Annotated in this window: 20 protein-coding genes; 10 read left to right on the top strand and 10 right to left on the bottom strand. The window is 36.3% G+C overall.

Features of this window, described 5'->3' with window-relative positions; all coding sequences use genetic code 11:
* Positions 1-35: 35 nt before the first annotated feature.
* The 3 genes from VCM39_RS20700 to VCM39_RS20690 all read right to left on the bottom strand — a co-directional run bounded on the left by VCM39_RS20700 (position 36) and on the right by VCM39_RS20690 (position 1,990).
* Positions 36-398, bottom strand: coding sequence for an FtsL-like putative cell division protein (locus tag VCM39_RS20700; RefSeq protein ID WP_221651526.1), 363 nt, complete (start codon positions 396-398; stop codon positions 36-38).
* 68 nt (positions 399-466) lie between these two features.
* Positions 467-1,387 (bottom strand): 16S rRNA (cytosine(1402)-N(4))-methyltransferase RsmH, encoded by a 921-nt coding sequence (rsmH, locus tag VCM39_RS20695; RefSeq protein WP_322933869.1) that lies wholly within the window; start codon positions 1,385-1,387, stop codon positions 467-469.
* Between the two features lie 147 nt (positions 1,388-1,534).
* Positions 1,535-1,990, bottom strand: a complete 456-nt coding sequence (locus VCM39_RS20690; protein ID WP_321028797.1) for an HU family DNA-binding protein — start codon at positions 1,988-1,990, stop codon at positions 1,535-1,537.
* 660 nt (positions 1,991-2,650) lie between these two features.
* Here VCM39_RS20690 and VCM39_RS20685 point away from each other — a divergent pair.
* A complete protein-coding gene (locus VCM39_RS20685; protein WP_322933868.1) occupies positions 2,651-3,691 on the top strand; it encodes a hypothetical protein in 1,041 nt (346 codons plus the stop codon).
* A gap of 133 nt (positions 3,692-3,824) precedes the next feature.
* Positions 3,825-4,253, top strand: a complete 429-nt coding sequence (locus tag VCM39_RS20680) for a hypothetical protein (RefSeq protein WP_322933867.1) — start codon at positions 3,825-3,827, stop codon at positions 4,251-4,253.
* On the opposite strand, the gene VCM39_RS20675 is transcribed toward VCM39_RS20680, so the two are convergent.
* Positions 4,248-4,811: an RNA polymerase sigma-70 factor gene (locus VCM39_RS20675; RefSeq protein ID WP_002558789.1), complete on the bottom strand. Its 564-nt coding sequence runs from the start codon at positions 4,809-4,811 to the stop codon at positions 4,248-4,250. The genes VCM39_RS20680 and VCM39_RS20675 overlap by 6 nt on opposite strands.
* A gap of 361 nt (positions 4,812-5,172) precedes the next feature.
* Here VCM39_RS20675 and VCM39_RS20670 point away from each other — a divergent pair, with 361 nt between their 5' ends.
* From VCM39_RS20670 to VCM39_RS20635, 8 genes are all read left to right on the top strand, one after another.
* Entirely contained in the window at positions 5,173-6,195 is a 1,023-nt protein-coding gene (locus VCM39_RS20670; protein WP_221650764.1) for a FecR family protein, read from the top strand.
* A 147-nt stretch (positions 6,196-6,342) separates the two neighbouring features.
* Positions 6,343-6,795 (top strand): hypothetical protein, encoded by a 453-nt coding sequence (locus VCM39_RS20665; RefSeq protein ID WP_322933866.1) that lies wholly within the window; start codon positions 6,343-6,345, stop codon positions 6,793-6,795.
* Entirely contained in the window at positions 6,796-7,059 is a 264-nt protein-coding gene (locus VCM39_RS20660; RefSeq protein ID WP_322933865.1) for a hypothetical protein, read from the top strand.
* Positions 7,060-7,087: 28 nt separating this feature from the next.
* The gene (locus VCM39_RS20655) at positions 7,088-7,624 is read left to right on the top strand and encodes a hypothetical protein (RefSeq protein WP_221650762.1); all 537 of its coding nucleotides are present in this window, start codon (positions 7,088-7,090) and stop codon (positions 7,622-7,624) included.
* 172 nt (positions 7,625-7,796) lie between these two features.
* Positions 7,797-8,090, top strand: coding sequence for a hypothetical protein (locus VCM39_RS20650; RefSeq protein WP_221650761.1), 294 nt, complete (start codon positions 7,797-7,799; stop codon positions 8,088-8,090).
* A 443-nt stretch (positions 8,091-8,533) separates the two neighbouring features.
* A complete protein-coding gene (locus VCM39_RS20645; RefSeq protein ID WP_221650760.1) occupies positions 8,534-9,193 on the top strand; it encodes a hypothetical protein in 660 nt (219 codons plus the stop codon).
* Between the two features lie 242 nt (positions 9,194-9,435).
* Positions 9,436-10,017 carry a hypothetical protein gene (locus VCM39_RS20640; protein WP_322933864.1) on the top strand — a complete coding sequence of 194 codons (582 nt, stop codon included), beginning with the start codon at positions 9,436-9,438 and terminating at the stop codon, positions 10,015-10,017.
* Complete coding sequence (locus VCM39_RS20635) at positions 9,995-10,645, top strand: hypothetical protein (RefSeq protein ID WP_322933863.1); 651 nt, start codon at positions 9,995-9,997, stop codon at positions 10,643-10,645. The genes VCM39_RS20640 and VCM39_RS20635 overlap by 23 nt, the downstream gene beginning before the upstream one ends.
* A gap of 755 nt (positions 10,646-11,400) precedes the next feature.
* Here the strand turns inward: VCM39_RS20635 and VCM39_RS20630 are convergent.
* From VCM39_RS20630 to ccsA, 6 genes are all read right to left on the bottom strand, one after another.
* Positions 11,401-12,288, bottom strand: a complete 888-nt coding sequence (locus tag VCM39_RS20630; protein WP_322933862.1) for a hypothetical protein — start codon at positions 12,286-12,288, stop codon at positions 11,401-11,403.
* A 66-nt stretch (positions 12,289-12,354) separates the two neighbouring features.
* Positions 12,355-13,227, bottom strand: coding sequence for a 3-hydroxy-5-phosphonooxypentane-2,4-dione thiolase (gene lsrF / locus VCM39_RS20625; protein WP_025867106.1), 873 nt, complete (start codon positions 13,225-13,227; stop codon positions 12,355-12,357).
* 34 nt (positions 13,228-13,261) lie between these two features.
* Entirely contained in the window at positions 13,262-13,879 is a 618-nt protein-coding gene (locus VCM39_RS20620) for a DAK2 domain-containing protein (RefSeq protein ID WP_322933861.1), read from the bottom strand.
* A gap of 12 nt (positions 13,880-13,891) precedes the next feature.
* Positions 13,892-14,908 (bottom strand): dihydroxyacetone kinase subunit DhaK, encoded by a 1,017-nt coding sequence (locus VCM39_RS20615; protein WP_289291586.1) that lies wholly within the window; start codon positions 14,906-14,908, stop codon positions 13,892-13,894.
* A 31-nt stretch (positions 14,909-14,939) separates the two neighbouring features.
* Complete coding sequence (locus VCM39_RS20610) at positions 14,940-15,254, bottom strand: hypothetical protein (RefSeq protein WP_002558803.1); 315 nt, start codon at positions 15,252-15,254, stop codon at positions 14,940-14,942.
* Positions 15,255-15,291: 37 nt separating this feature from the next.
* A complete protein-coding gene (gene ccsA / locus VCM39_RS20605) occupies positions 15,292-17,751 on the bottom strand; it encodes a cytochrome c biogenesis protein CcsA (RefSeq protein ID WP_289291587.1) in 2,460 nt (819 codons plus the stop codon).
* Between the last annotated feature and the right edge of the window lie 90 nt (positions 17,752-17,841).

The following is a 17,841-nucleotide window of genomic DNA, read 5'->3' as shown; positions in this document are numbered from 1 at the left end:
ATTTACTATTTAAAGTTACCTGTTCTCTGTGTTTTTTATTTTTTGATTTCATACGGTGGATTGGTCGAAGTCTGCAAATCACTTTCTTTAGTCGAGATATACTCTTCGATACGTGATTGGCGGCTTTTTTCCATCAACTCCGAACTACGTGTCAGTGCATCATATTTTATGTCGATAAGCTCTTTTTTAAGCCGGTCTATTTCAATCTGTTGTTGCTGGCTGGCATATCGGTTATGGATATAGAAGATGATAAATACCATGATAAGTACCAGCAGCTTCGTTTGGCGGCGGAAAAAGTCTGTTGCCAGAATATCTCCTCCAAGAATACTTTTCAGGGAGGCTCTTTTTTTCTTTTTCCCTCCTTTCGGCTCTTCTTTTGTTATCTTTTCTTCTTCCATCGTTGTCTCTATTTTAGTTGACTTATCTTTTAGAAAGTCTGGTCTCAATTTACTAACAAGCTTCTCTTTTATTTTTTTTCCGCTATCCTTAGTTTGGCACTTCGTGATCTCGGATTACGTTCTATCTCTTCCTCATTCGGGACAATCACTTTATTGTTTACCAGTTTGAATGGAGTTTGCAGATTTCCAAAAAAATCTTGTGTTGCTTTGCCCTCAACATTACCGGTTTTCATGATGTTTTTTACCATTCGGTCTTCCAACGAATGATAAGTGATTACTACTAATCTTCCACCCGGTTTTAGTGCTTCCGTTGCTGCCAGCAACATCTCTTTCAATGCTTCCATTTCCTGGTTAACTTCTATACGGAGTGCCTGAAATACTTTGGCTAATTCCTTCTTTTCCCGTTCACGTCCAAATAGCGGTTTGATGATTTCCAGAAACTCACCTATTGTCTTAATCTGTCCGGAAGCACGGGATTTTACTATAACCGATGCCAGTTTACGACTGTTTTTTAATTCTCCGTACAGATAAAAAAGATCTGCTAATCGTTCTTCATCATAGGTATTTAAAACATCAGCAGCTGTGAGTCCTGCCCGCTTGTTCATACGCATATCCAGTGCTCCGTCAAAGCGAAATGAAAATCCTCGTTCGCTGTCATCAAAGTGATGAGATGATACCCCTAAATCTGCCAGTATAGCATCCACTTTTTCTATTTCATGATAGCGAAGAAAATTATGCAAATAGCGAAAGTTACTTCGTACAAATGTGAAATGTGGGTCATTGACAATGTTCCGTTCGGCATCCTCGTCCTGGTCAAACCCCAGTAAACGTCCGTCTTTTTCTAAACGTGAAAGTATCTCCCGTGAATGTCCGCCACCACCGAAAGTAACGTCTACATACGTTCCACCGGGGCGAATATTCATTCCGTCTACGCTTTCTTCTAGTAATACCGGTACGTGATATGTCAATTCCTCTTGTTCTTTCTTCATCTGTTTCACCTTATTATATAAGCAAGTGTCGGCAAAAATACGTATTTCTCAAAGAAAAAAGAACCTCTCAGATAGAAAATGTGAAATAAAGTTTTCAACAGATTGTTAAATGCTTCTTCGTTCTCTTTTTCCCTGTTATTTTTATGTTCACTTCTCATTACCCGCTTCTGCTGCTTTCTTCTTTTTAGCAGCTGCTTTTCTTCCTTCCTGCAATTGGATACTGAGGAATTTGGTTTTTATTCGTACCTTTTTTAAAAAAGCAGGAGCCGCTTTGAATCCGATACGTGCTACCCACACTTTATCAGCTGTACACTCTTCCGGCTTTTCTACTCCTTCACTACTAATGGTCGGGAAGAAATTTCCCAATCCGTCAATACTTACTGTCCTGCCTTCGTGCAAGTGTCCGGCGATGATCCCCGATAGCTGTGTCAGCACCGACATTACATCTCCATCTTGCAGAGAACTTCTTTCGGCTAGCTGCATTGCAATCTGTGAACTGTCAACAGGCTTTTTTTGCATAGCCCTTGTGGTAGCATAATAACGTACTTTTACTTCTCCCTTCGTTTTATCCACCTTTTTGGTTACTACATAGTTGATAGACATATACTTTTTATATTATTGATAATAATGTTTTTATGTACAAGATTACTGTGTTCTTGTATACTTGTCTTGTGATATCTATTATTAAAACATCCGGATGTTCTGAATAAAAACATGCGGATGTTTTATATAAGAACATCCGGGTGTTTTGGTAGAAAACATGGGGATGTTTTTAGTCTTAAATTATGTAGTAAAGATATGCTAAAGTCAGTAGATATGCAAATAAAGAATAGCTGCTTTAGGAGGTCTAAAGTATATTGTTTTATATAGCTCTCATAATGAATGAATTTATAGAGAAGAAGGGTGTTTAAAAGGAATGAACTCTTTATTTTTGATTTATATAATAAAGGATGGTTGAATTGAGTATCTGTATGTGATATTATAAGGGAGGATGATAGGTTACAGTAATGTTTTGTGTTATTTTTTTTTAGTAATGGTTATCGTTTTGTATATAGATATTTTATTGATAATATTTGAGAGAATACTGATAGTAGTATTGTTAAGAATTGCTTATTTTTACAATTGATAATTATGAATATGGTGTTTATGAAAAGTTTTTATTTATTTTTTTGTATTATCTTGTTAGAAAGAAAAATAGGACTACGAATAGACAGAAGCTGAGGACCTTGTTTGGATTGTTGTTTTTTTGTAGTGAAATTGTTTATGAATAAAGTAATTTGGATGTATCAAAACATTATAAGTAGAAGTTGTATATTCATTGTGATATTATTGAGCAGTTGCCAGGTAAATATAAATCCTAATAAAATAGATGAAGAGTTATTAGATCATTTAAAACATTTGGCTAACACTGATTCATTATCTCAATTTACACAGATTGTAGGACTTACGTATTCTGATTTTTATTCTTATGTAATAATTGGAGATGGATCTTTTATCCCTGAATCAATTGAAGATCGAGAACCAACTGATATTATAGAATATAATGGTAAATATTTTTTGTTTTATTTGCAGGGTAAACCAAAATTGCCTGGTAAAATAGTAGATAAAATATGGCCATATTTAGAAGGGGCTCAATATAGTAATTTTACATGGTATTTTTTTAAATGTAAGTCGTGTGATAAAAGTATGTTTACCCGAAAAAGAGAACTAGAGAGTTATTACGATATAGAAGCTATACGTAATTTTCGTTGTTTAGAGGACGTGAAAGTAGATCCTTTAGTGGATATGACTATCTCGTATGTTCGGATTTGTGGTAAGGATAACTCAGTATCTCTTTTTTCTGATTTATTGGAAATATATTTGTATATTGAGATTTACAATAAATCTGATTCTTCTTTCTATTTAGATTTATCTTCAAATATTGAGAGTCGTTTTTTACTTAAGAATGGTAATCAGCCGTTTGAATTTTCTGTTTCTGAGATTGATCTTCTGGATGTTTTCCCTGGGATTTATAATGTTCCTCCCTTTTCTCCGGAACAGGAGGGTAAAACAGGAGCTCCTATAAATTTAATTTTGAAATGTGATCCTTTAAGATTTGATGGCGTCTCTTATTGTGAATATCCCCTGAAGATATATTCATTGTTGCGTGATTCATTGTATTATATACCTCCTCTGGATAGTATTAATTTAGATACAAAAGTTTTAAATCGAAAGATTCATATAAATCTCCCTGAAACTATGCCATGTCTTTATAAAATTGGAGAGAAGGAGTATGTGTTTCTTCGTGATAGTTTACTGATGTAGTTTAAATGTAGCAGAAAGAATATAAATAATTGGAGGTTACAGATATAGCCCTTTCTGTATCTGATGCTATGGATATTTTATAATTTTGTGGGAGCAGAATTTACGATTTAATACCTATATATGAACTTTTACCATGAAACAGAATTTATTTCTTTTCGTATCATTAATGCTTATTGCATTTGTTATTGTGTCATGTAAAATTAGTTTTGATACTCAGGTATATAGGTTTATACCTTCTATTGATTCAGATATTTATAGTGAAAATGAAATCAGGAAAAAAATCGTGGAGAGTGATGTGAAATCTATTATTTTAAGAAATGATTCAATTTTGGAATATTGGAAACGTTATGGAGGGATAGGTCGTTCAATGATAATTAAGTATGTATTAATTGATAATGAACTTATTGTTTATCCTACAGATGTTGAAGGATATAATGTTCCTGACATATCTGATATGCATTTTTTGTATAGTCGGGATAGTTTGATTAATATAAAAACAAATGAGAAATTTTATAATCAAAAATATCTTGATAAAAAGAAAATTGTAAAACATAGATTATAATCTGTGCTGTAATATTATTAGAAGCAATACAGGCAGATACTCTTTGAGTTCTTCTCTGAGTAATTCCATTGTTTTCTGTTTATATCGATTGATCGATTTTACACTAAGATTCATATCTTGTGCAATTTCGGCATGCGTTTTACCTTCAAAGAAGCTTTTGATAAATACAATGCGGTAGTTTTCGGGAAGGCGTTGCAGTGTTTTGTATAGCATATCATAAAGTTCGTTCAAAGTATATACACTGTCTGTCTCTGTGGCATAGATGGGAGACTGCTTTTGACAGAACTCATTGTAGTTCCATTCATATTCCATGTGTTTCAGGTGGTTGAGGCAACTGTTGCGCACGCATATTTTCAGATATGCGGTTGCTGTCTCTTTTTTTAATTCGATTGAATCCCGTTTATCCCAGAGGGAAACAAATACGTCGGAAACGAGGTCTTCACAGACTGTCATATCATTTATGAATCTCTTCGCATACAGACAGAAAGGAGCATAGTATTCTTCATACAGCTTTCTGAATTCTTTCTCGTTATTACTTTCGCGAAGGCGTATTCTCATTGCATCTGCTGTTAGGGTATTTATTATTGTATCATAGCCAAAGTCGTCACAAAAATAGTAAATAGTGCTTTGTAAAGGTACTGATTAGGACTGTTTTTTCAAAAATAGAAGAGGAGTTGTCCTTTGGAGGTGGTTTTAATTGTAATATAGATAAGGTGAGTATACATTGAAAAGCCGTGGGATATATATTTATGATTTTATGATTCTTAGAGAAAATTAGTTTTATGTTTTTATTAATTATTCGACAAGAATAGAGTAAATTGGCATCCCAAATAGTAGATAGTTTAAGCGGACCAACGATTTACCCGATTATAATTTATCCGGTAATAGTTGAAAAACGAAAAAGATAACTTAAAAACAAATGGAATATAAAGATTCAGATTTATTTTTTCGCTATTGTAAAGGCTTATGCACTGAAGCTGAGCAAAAGAAGGTGGAGGTCCTGTTGAATGAGTCGGAGGAGCACCGAAGACTATTTCAGGACCTTCGGATGGCATTGGCTTTGGGAGATGACATCAGAGAGATGGAAACGATTGATGTACAAACTGCTTTTGGGAAAACTCAAAATCAGATAAGAAGAAAGAAGAATAAAAGATTGCAGCACCAATTGATCCGGTATGCTGCATTTCTGGCTTTGCCCTTATTTCTCTCCTCTGTGATATTAGGGTATTTGTATTTTAATGAATCGTCGGATGAAAAAATACAATATGCGAGTATAACAGCTTCTACAGGTTCTGTGGTGCGTTATGAATTGCCTGATAATTCGGTCGTTTGGCTAAACTCGGGGAGTACCCTTCGTTATCCGGTTATCTTTAGCAAAAATATACGCGAGGTGGATTTGCAAGGCGAAGCATATTTTGAAGTACAATCTGATAAAGAGCATCCTTTTTATGTTAATACCCCTTCGGGAGTGCGTGTGTTTGTAACCGGGACCCGTTTTAATGTCAGCTCCTATGAAAATGAAGGTTATGTTGAGACAGTGCTGGAATCCGGACATGTAAATATACTTATACCCGGATATGAGGAAGCTGAGTCTTTACAGCCGGGTGAACGTCTGCTTTATGACAAAAAGGCGTCGCAATATGTAAAATCTGAGGTTGATGTATTTGAGAAGATAGCCTGGAAAGACGGTAAGCTGATATTTAGGGATACTCCTTTACCTGATATGTTGAAGAGATTGTCACGGCATTTTAATATTGATATCCAATTTAATAATATATCGGGGAAAGAGTATAAATATAGGGCTACTTTCAGGAACGAAACGCTCTATCAGATTCTCGATTATTTGGGTAAATCGGTTACTATGAAGTGGAGAATGGAAGAACCGGTGCAACAGGCTGACGGAACGTTTACGAGGGAGAGAGTAATAGTAGATTTGTATTGAGATTATTATAGATGCTCATCGCCGGAGGGCGATGAGTTTTTATATTCTTGAAATAGATACTTTATTGATAATATTTGAGATAATGCAGATAATCATTTTGTTAAAAATTGCCTATTTTTACAATGGTTAATTTTAAATTTAGCGCTTATGAAAAGCCATTATTTATTTTGTATTATCCTATTAGGATCATTTGTATCCCCTTTATTGGCTCAAGGTGTTCCTTCACAATTCAGTTATCCGGTAAAATCTCCTCCTGCTCCAGAAGCTGCGAGTTTAGCCAAGTGTATTAATTTCCCGGTAGATTATAATACAGGTGTTCCCCGGATAGAAATTCCTCTTTTTGAGCTGAAAGGCCGTGAGAGTAGTTTGCCGCTTGTAATTAGCTATCATGCCGGAGGATTTAAGGCAAAAGAAGAAAGTGCTTATACAGGATTGGGCTGGTCGCTGAGTTCTGATTTTCAGATTGTACGAGAGATTAGAGGTCATGATGATTTTAGGCAATTATCCGGTTATTATTATAATGAGTATGAGCGAGTCCCATTTGGGAAACTTACAAATTTTGATTTTGCTAATACTTATACCCCCTATAATCGTTTATGAATGCTTAATAATGAGATTGATACTCAATCTGATAAATATTATTATAGATTAAAGGGTAAGTCGGGTTGTCTTTATCTTCGAAAGTCCCAAAATGAAGGAATAACATTAGTTCCGGTACCTTATACGGGAATTAGATTTGAAGTAATTCTTCCTACAGGAACCTCTACTTTAGGATTTCGTGTAACGGATACGGATGGGAACGTTTATTTATTTTGGGGAACCACTACTACTATAGAAAAACCGATCCGGGAACTCCTGGTATAGACGTAGGTATTTATTACATTGTAGAAATATGAAAATTAATTTTTTGATTTTATTTGTAGCGTTTTTTTTCTTATCCTATTTTGATGCTGTTGCACAAAAAGGATATGTTAATGAGATTAACCAAGTTAATAATGAAGGCCAAAAAGAAGGTTTTTGGAAAGAGAATGTTAATGAGCATTTTCGTACTGAAACATATTATCATAAAGGTAAAAAGAATGGTATATACAAGATGTTTAATACGGTAAGAAATGAACTTGTAAGTATGGGGGAGTATAAAAATGATATAGAAACTGGTATCTGGTATATTTTTGGTGATTACGGACACTTACTAATGATGCAGAGCGATTTTCAAAAAAATACATATCAGATTCCTTTAGAACATCACGCACAAGGGATATGTCCGTATCGTTGTTATAGTATTTCTTTCCATCCGAATGGTAATAAAAAATCTGAAGGTGTTTTACTTTGGGATGAGAGTGCTGATTCTGATTTTGTTTTTGAATACGGTGAATGGAAATATTACGATGAAAGTGGAGAGCTCACGAAAATAAAAGAATTTAAATAAGTTCCTGTTTCCATATAGCTTTGATAATGCAATTTTATCTACTAAAGCAATTAGTGTCTATAGATTAAGTGGAAGTATGAATGGCAGAAATGGAGTTTATGAAATAGGAGTAAACAAGAAGGGGGTAATAGATCATCGTTTCTTTAGACCTTATTAAATAATTATAAACGTTATGGAATATATAATAATTGATGGTTATTTTAGTGGGACTGGGATTAGAGACAAATACAATGGAGGATATATACTTCCTGAGTCATTAAATCTTAGTCCAGCTTTAATAGATAAGCTCAAAAAATGGTTGACAAAATATGAGTCTGAATTTTTTAATCAATATTCAGATTCGGAAAGGATTAAAACACTAGATGAAGAAGGTGAGCAAGTAGCAATTCTAGTGAAAAAAGAGTGTGCGAACACAAAAGTTGAATATTACTCGGATGCTATGATGAATACACTTTATATAAAATAATTTAGTTTACTATATACCTGATTGGATATATATTGTGGTGAAATAGAAGTCGCGATGTTTATTGGGCCGTTTCAATTATGCCTCTTTAGCTTTAATATAGGCTTTACTATCTCTGTATGTCCCAATTTTATATACAATGAAGAGTTAGTCTGTCTTTCATTAGGATTTACTCTTTATTATATGGCATTACATCTGGTAACGGTAAATTTGTAGTAGTGTAGTCCCCGATATAGAGTGAATGGGGAGGAGAACATAGTAATCTTCTGTAATGGATATAGTGTCATCAATTCTTGTTACAAATCAAATAGGGGGGGAGTACTACTATATCACATAATTACCCAAGTATGAGTGATAAATTCACAAAAATAATATTTAAAAAACGAGATTTGCCAAGATCAACAGGCGATGCAGTTGGATGGTTATGGACTAAAAAATAATAATTTATGGATAAGCTACTTATTTGTTTATTTGCCTTTATTGGCATCACTTTTAACGGATTTTCTCAGACTGTAGATTCCTTGGTTAATATAAAGGGATATTATGTGACAAGATTTCTCAAAGATGAAATTATCTATTCTTATAATCAAAAAATAAAAAGAATCAATAACCAATCATATTCAATTCCAATTGATTATACAAGTATCTCTTTTTTTATTCCTTTAGATATTGATAATGTAGCAATTAATTGTAGTGAAAATGTTGCAAAGAGCATGCCCTTTGCAAATAACCTTAATAAAGATTCTATTTACTACTTACCTGTATCAAAACAAGTTGAAAAATACATCAAGGAAGTTTTCAACTTGAATCTAAATTTATCAAAAGGAATAGCTATTTTTTCTGCAACAGGGAGAATTTCTCCATACTATATTGATACAACCAATGATAAATACTTATATAAATGTATATTTGTAGATGGAGAAGCTTTAAGAATTAAATTATTAAACACTGAAGAAAAACGTTTTCCGCTTGATATAGATGTTGATTTTGTTAATAGAAAAGCACGGTTTGTTGATTTGTTTTTTATCGTCAAGGTAAACTCTTATTCAACAATTATTAATGTGGAAGGTCTGAAAGAGTGGGTTCCGTATTGTGATGAGGAATAGTTCAATAGTATTCATAATATAGGTACTTTAATGCTAGAATTTGAGAAAATACTGGTATTTATTATGATAAAAATTGTTCAATTTTGCAATAATTAATTTTAAATGTAGGGCTAATGAAAAAATGTAATTAATTATATTTCAACGAACTATTTTATATTTTAAAGGGAAAACAAGAATATTAAATGAAGGAGATATTATCCATGTAAGTAATTCATTAAGATTATGTTTTTAAAGTTCGCTCAATGAAAAAGAATACTTATTGTTTATTGATTATATTGGTTATGCTGTGCGCTTGTCGAAGTACAGATTATTATAATATTGCAGATAGGTATGAAGTAATTTCGTCAACAAAGGAAGAAGAATTTGTTCGTTTTCGACCTTATGTGTCTGAAGATTCTATAACTATGAAGTTTAGGGTTTATGAAGTAGATAATGAACTGAATATATTGCTTGATTCTGTTATAAAGCTTACAAATGAATTTTATATGGAGAAAACGGGAAGGTATGTGGAAAATAATTTTTCTTTTCTTGTACAGAAAATGAGTAGGGATAGTGCGTCAATTGTAATTGAAAATGTTCCTGTTGGTAGTCAACAGTTTAATTATGGATGGCATAAAAATATTTTCTTTTATAAGGGAGCTTGTTTCTTCTGTGACGGCTTATATACGAATCGTCTGTTTAAAAAGACAAGAAAGTACTTTACTTTTCGTTGTGTTGACCCACGGAGATTTTTTGCGAATGATTTGGCCACTCATCCTTACTGCATTTGGCAATATCTTTATGTAAATAAAAGAATTCAATATGTCTATAGTGGTAAATGGTAAAACTGAATTGTGTGATACGAGTAAAGATATTATGAGAAGAAAGAACGTAAATAATATAGTATGGATTCTATTATTGGTATTGATGGCTTGTAATTGCAATAATTTATCAATAAAAGAAGGCCAAAAATTAGAAATAGAAAATGCATTTATGCTTGTTTCAGAAAAAGATACAACTTTAGTGACAGGATATGGGTATCTCTTTTTTAATTGTAGAGTGGTAAATCATGGTATAGATACTATAGTCTTAGGAAAAATTCCTTTTGATAAAGATCAAATGAACCAAGATCGTAATTCAGTGACTTGTTACCTTATTAATGGAGACTCTCTACCCTTGTTTTCTGAAAATGTATCATTTAGTGCTGAAAATACGACTATTTATCCAAATGATTCTTTAATTTTTACTTTGTCATTAGACTCTTTTGCAGGTACTAATTCGCGTTCAAAGTTTGATAGTATTTCTAATCTCATAACTCATATTGTATGGAATACTAAAACAGATCATTTTAAGTTTAAAAAAGCTGAGTCGTATGCTGTTAAACATATTATTCATAATGAATATGCAGAGGGATGGGGGATTAAAGCAGATATTCCTCAAGAATATTATCGAAAGTATTTGAGGCAGTATTGAGGGATCACTAAAGATTGGATAATTGGGGGTGTAAGAAGAAGTTTTGAGGTTGTTTAAAAGGTTGATTGCATCTAGCTTTATATTATGTGGATAGACTAAATGCTACAGACTATGAAGATAGAAAACATTTTGATATAGGTATCTAAAAATATCTGGTGATTTTTATAGCTTTACAACTTATGTTTTTGTTGAACAGAACCTTTGAAATATAGTTTGAATACTGTTATGTTGTGGAAATTTGGATATCTCCGAATGGAAGTGAAATCATTTCATAATTATTAAAATACTAAACTTTATGGAAGTACATCAGGAATCTTTTTATATATGGATAACTAAAATTCCTGTTGAAAATAAATGATTTATGAAGAAACCATTATTTGTTTGTATTAATTTCGTCTCTTTACGTACTATATAAAAATGAGATATTAAGAACTACTCCAAAGGTATAACGGGCAATGATAAATATGACAAGTTACTAAGAACTTTGAGATTAAGAAAATATTTTTGAATTTGGTGATATGCTTACTTTCGAGTAGGAATATATTTTCTCATAAAGTTACAGTTAAAGCCGTTTGTATAGGAAGTAGAGCATATGGAATATTCATTGCTAACCGTGAATGGGATTACCTGGAGGATATATTGAATTACAAAATTTTCAACCTGATTTTGTATGTTTTTTGTAGCTGATGTGATAACTATAAGCTCCCCTTTTATTTAATATTTCGGGGAGTTTATAGTCATTCTGTTGTATAGGGTCAGTTTATCGTACTGACTGCTGATATCATTCCAAATGTTTGATTGTCGTTTAGGCTCCAGATCACTTCTCCTTTTTGGTTTATTTCGAAAAGTTGAGGACTGTTTGCTGCATTGGCGTCATGGCTGTGCCCTTGCCAGTTGCATATATAAAGGTTATCATCAGCACTTTTACAAAGACCGGCTGTGAAGAAAAGCCGGACTCCTTTGATATCATTCTCATTATAACGCCGGATGATTTGACCGTTATTCGGATTGGCTTCGATTAAGGCATGCCCGTCACCACAAGCAATCCAATAGTTACCATCAGTTGACTCTAATGTAGTGAAGGGTGTACCTTCTACTTTGAAAGAGTTGATTAGTTTGCCGGAAGGAGAAATTTCACGTACTTCAGAGGTAGATATGAGAGGAATGAGGTAATTTCCACGCTTGTTTTTATTCAGTTGGCGAAACTGAGAGTGGGCGCGGTCAATCCCTGTTTCATATTCTGTACGGGAGAGAATTTTACCCTTCGGGCTCACTTCCATAATGACAGCCGGATGTCCTGTCCAAGCTAACAGGTAATTACCGTTGGATAACACGCGGGCAGTTTGCATTTCACAACCTTCAGGTGCTGTAATATTCCAGATCTCCTTATGATCCCGGTTGATTACTTTGGCACCTTTGGCGTAGGAAAATAAAATATTTCCGTCCGGAGTCGCAGCTACAGAGTTACATTCCCAACCTTTCTGTAAAGGATGTTCCCACTCTATTTGTTTTGAATCTTTGTCTATAATGACGATCTTATTCCATCCCGAACCACCTAATAATAATTTCTCAGCTTTGTTTTTTCCGGAGATATTAAGGAAGAGTGGGAGAGTAAAACATAGAAAAAATAATATTCTCTTCATAATGTATGTGTGTTAATTGAAAATTGGGAACCTGATTTGATCGATTCCCAATTCTCAATTAGTTGATTATTTAGATAAATCCTGGAACATTTCAAAACCTTGTTCCGGAGTCAATCCGTCATGCACTACAGCATGTACAGCCTGGATCATAGCCGCAGGCGATTCACTTTGGAATACATTGCGTCCCATATCTACCCCGGCAGCACCATCGTTAATCGCGTTATAACATAACTCAAGTGCTTCTTTCTCGGGGAGTTTCTTACCACCGGCAATAACTACAGGAACCGGACAAGCTGCTGCCACTTTCTCAAATCCCTCGCAATAGTAGGTCTTTACGATGTTGGCACCGTTCTCAGCACAGATGCGGGATGCTAAGCCAAAATAACGGGCATCGCGTGCCATTTGTTTACCTACGGCTGTTACCCCCATCACGGGAATATTGTAACGACTTGCTTTGTCTACAGCTTTATACAAATTGGCTACGGTTTTTGCTTCGTGTGCTTCGTCACCAATAGCCAACATAACAGCCATGGCTGATACGTTCATACGGATAGCGTCTTCTACATCAATCAGTACATTGTCGTTCAGATCAGTAAGGATGGAAGTACCGGCATCAGAGCGCAGACAGATAGGAGTTTTTGTATTAGCAGGGATAACCGACTGTAAAATGCCTCGTGTACACATCAGGCAGTCTGCATATTCCATTAACGGGACTATATTCAAGTCAATACGTTCGAGTCCTGAAGTAGGCCCCATGATAAAACCGTGGTCGCAAGCCAACATAACGGATTTACCTGTTTGGGGGTTAAAGATACGTGATAAACGGTCTTTCATACCCCATGCTGCATTTTCTGCACCTTTCACGTGAAAGTGTTGTTGTTGAGATGCAATGTCTAAACCAAAATTTGCACCTTCTCTTAAATCATCTAAATCTGCCATTTCTTTATATTTGATATTTATTCGAAATACATTTTTACTTTATAGCTTCTGAGAATGAAGCGAACATACAACTCCAGGAAGCAGCGCCGCTATCCATATAGCCTATAGACCGTTCACCATAGTTGCGTGCACGTCCGAAATTAGCTTTAAGTTCAATTGTGGACTCAGCACCCGCCAAAGCTGCTTCGGCTCCTGCATTTATCAATTCTTTGATATCGTCTGAAGGGCAATTCTGAATAGCTTCGACAGCAGGTATCAGGGCATCCATCATTGTTTTATCACCTTTCTGAGCTTTAGTCTGCTTTTGTACGTTAGTAAGTCCGCCGGCAAACATGGCTTTTACAGCAGCCGCATCCAATTGTGTGCCACTTACATGATCACTCATGCCAAGGAAGAAAGCTCCCAGTAAAGTACTGGTTGAACCGCTTACTTGTAACATAACATCGAATCCCATGTCGTTCAGCATCGTTTTAAATTCAGTCCCTTTCTCGGCAGTGGCAACAATAGCGCTCATGGCTGTTACGATCGCTTGTCCGTGGTCACCGTCACCAATAACGGCATCCAGCTTGGAAAACTCATCTTCACGTGCTTTGATATTTGCTAAAGCTGTGGTGAGCATTGTTTTGAAGTTATCAATAGTCAGTTGTGTCATTTTCTTTTGCTTTTATTTGCCAATAGTTGTCCAGTAAGGTGCGTTAGCACGTTTGTTCTTCAAATAGTCGATATGATCTTCGTCCAGGATACCCATAATCATTTGGAAACCTGCTTGTTCCTGTACGGTCAATATCTCCTGTATACGGCTTACAACTACTTGCAGACCACGTGCTTCCAGTTCCTTATAAGCTTTGCGGAATATGATATTCAGTTCCATGTGAGTAGTGGCACCTACACCGTTGATGATAAGCATCATTTTATCTCCGGCTTTGGGTTTGAGCTGCTGGCAAAGCAGGTCTACCATTTCGGCAGCTGTAGCATCGGCTGATACAAGCGGTTTTTGACCGCCACCACCTTCGCCGTGTTGGCCCATTCCTATCTCCATGATACCGGCAGGCAGATCCGTGATTGTTGCGCCATTCTGAGGATGGGTACAAGAACGCATAGCTACAGCAAGTGTGGCTACCTTATTGTTATATCGTTCGCCGATTTCGATAAGCTCGTCTAATGACTTGCCTTCTTCTGCTGCTGCTCCTAATATTTTATACAAAGGAACACAACCGGCCAGCCCACGACGATCTTCTGTGTTGGCATCAATTCCGGCACTGATGTCATCATGTGTCAATATTTGTTTTACTTTGATTCCTACACGTTCTGCCAACTGGCAAGCCATGTTTGCACTCATTATATCACCGGAGTGATTCAATACGACCAGTAATATACCTGCTTCACGTTTCATCAGCTGCAATGCCTGGAATACACGTTGTGCACCGGGAGCTGCAAAAATATCTCCTACTACAGAACAATCCAGCATACCTTCGCCAACGAAACCACTCAATGCTGGTTCATGACCGGAGCCACCTAAGGTGACAATAGCTACTTTACTTTCGTCCTTTGCATGGGCACGTACTACAATATTTTCACCTCCCAGTTTTACTTGATCGGCATAAGCCATTACATAGCCTTCCAACAATTCGGGAGTAATTTGTTCGGGGTTGTTGATAAATTTAGTTTTGATGTCTGACATGATGTTTTCCTCCTTATTTTGAGATTAGTTTTTATTTAATTTCCATTAGTTCGATAGAAATACCCTCTTCTTCTATGAAAGCAATAGTGAGGTGTTCATCGCATACGGCAGGGCCAAAAATAACCTTCTTACCTTTTAGCTCTTCTTCCAGAGAGGGTACTGTATAGGCAATGTGACCTTGCTTTTGTACCAATTCGGGCATACAACTGCCTTCTTCGAATTTAAGAAACTCGATTCTGTTAGGACTTTTGCTATAGTCTGTCAGCCATACGCTGAGCCCTTCATTAAAGAAGGCGCCTTCTTTGTGTTCGGTAGTGACGATACCTACGTGGTTGAATGTTCTCATAATTTATTCGTTTTAAGTGTTTATAATAACTATTGGTTTATGACTTGTTCGGATTTAACTCAGGATTCTTTTTCCAACTCCTGTAAGAGAAAAATGCTAATACAATAATAACAATTGAGGCAAAGTACAGGTAGATCAATATATTGTTTACATTGTCGTTCTGTCCATATGAGTGCATTCCGCTAAGGAAATAGTTGACTCCGAAGAAGGTCATTAATACGGATGAAAATGCGATGACTGAAGCGACATTGAATAACCAAAGGGTATTACAACGTTTTATCAGGTGCAGGTGGGTGACAATGGCATAAACAACCATAGTAATCAGTGCCCAGGTTTCTTTAGGATCCCATCCCCAGTAGCGTCCCCAGGATTCATTTGCCCAGACGGCCCCCAGGAAAGTACCGATCGTCATCAAAGCCAGCGCTACCAGCAATGACATTTCATTGATGATACTTAACTCTTTGATACGAATAATCAGCTGACTCGTTCGTTTCTTGCCGGCGAAGATCATCAAAACCATATTGGTTAATCCCATCAGGCAACTGACGCCGAAGAAACCATAGGCAGCTACAATAATGGCAACATGGAACATTAGCCAGGGAGATTTAAGTACCGGAACTAAGGGACTTATTTCCGGATCCATCCAGTTCAGACCGGATACAAAAAGAATGATACCACCGAACAAGGTAGCCAGTGCTAAAGTAATTGTATTGCGGCGTACAAACAGTAGACCGGCAAGAACCGTAGCCCAGGCCACATATACCATTGTCTCGTATGAATTGCTCCAGGGAGCATATCCGCCAATATACCACCGCATTCCCATACCGTACATGTGATAATGGAACACGATAAGCACCAGAATCCCCAATATCCAGACCATAGACTTTATCCAGCGTTTCTGCTGAAACTGTACGATGAATGTAAAGATGAGCAGCAGACCACCCAAAATAAGATAACCGATTTTACAATAGCGAAATACATCCATCTTATTATATTTCAGTTCAGACTGTATCTTTTTAGGGCTGATGTCGAGTGTTTTGTTTTTGGCTTGCTGGTAAGTACTGATCATGCCGGCAACTTCGTTGGCCTTTGTCCAGTCGTTACTTTTCAGACCTTCCTGTACCTCTTCCAGATACCAGTCCATAATACGGGCTACGAACATGGAGTCCTTTCCTGTAAAAGCCGAAAGGTCATCTCCGGGAGCATACCACTTATGGTTGGGATCATCTTCTTTTGGAAAGAGATTCAGCATCTGACGGTTGATAAGCTGGTGGAAGATGTTGATCTGTTCATCCAATTTCATCAAATCTTTGTCGAATCGGGTACGTTGGTTAGGCATTTTGTTATATGCTTCTTCCAGCTTCTCCTGTAACTTGTAGTAGCCGTTATTGTCAAACACTTCCGCGTATGCACATTGTTTGGCAGGCAGATTATAATAACTTGCTAACTCTGGATTGGATACGGCAATAAATGGTATGCGCATCCATACATCTGGCATCACCAGTAAACTGATAAGGAATTGGTCAGAGTTTAAACCTCCGATTTTATCCGATTTATGTAGCTTTCGGAGTATTTGGGAAGAAAAAGTGTTGATTGGCATGGTACGCCCACTATTTGACTGGATTGGTAAAGAACCAAAAACTTCGGCATGTGCAGGAGAAATTTTATGTTTCTGTACGATATCCATCATTGGGGAGTTATTCTCGTTTGCTCTGCTTTCAGAAGGAAAGGGCATAAAGAAGAGCAGACAGGCTATTATCTTAGTTGCAGTATGTAATTCTTTTAACCGACGGCTCAATGACATGAATCGGGTATTCTTGCCAATAAAGCATAGAACCAGTCCGATGACAAGCAAAAGATACCCTGTGTAAGTGATGTTGCGTCCTGCAACATCCCGGTTGACAGAGAGAATCGTACCTTGTTCGTCCGGATCATAAGATGCCTGAAAGAACCGGTAGCCCTTTACATCTAACACATTGTTCATAAATATTCGTTCGGGACGTGTTTCACCGTCCACATGTACTACAACTTCACTTTCATAGGAAGAGGGACTGGAAGAACCCGGATAGCGGGTCAACGTAAATTTCTTTAGTTCCACAGAGAAGGGTAAGGTGTGGATACTTGTGTTATTATCGGCGGAGCGAACGGCGATTTGGTTGCTCGTTTCTCCTTCGCGAAGATGAAGGATACCTTCTTCACTGAAAAGGAAAGAGGTAAAAGCACCCAGGAAAATGATGATAAAAGCAAAATGAGTGACTAACATACCCCATTTCCGGCTTTTAAGATATTGGCGCTTGATAACAATTGCTACAAAATTGATAACCATCAATAATTGAAGCAAAAAGAACAGAGGCGAATAGTAGATGACCGTTTTGGCTGTTGCAGTGCCATGGTATTTTTCAATGAAAGTAGCGGCAGCGAGTGCAACAGCATAAATCAGTAACAACACAATGGTTGTTACATAAGAAGAGAAGGGCTTGTGGAAATTTACTTTCATAGGAAAATCACTTTTAGAGTTGACAATTGATAACAGTTGGCAGCTGATAGTTGACAATTGACAATGAAGAGTTGACGGTAGACAGTGGGC

Origin of the sequence: Bacteroides mucinivorans (assembly GCF_034654355.2) — a bacterium.
GTDB classification, from domain to species: Bacteria; Bacteroidota; Bacteroidia; order Bacteroidales; family Bacteroidaceae; genus Bacteroides; species Bacteroides nordii.
The sequence above is the reverse complement of the archived record's forward strand: the minus strand, read 5'-3'. Positions and strand labels throughout refer to the sequence as shown.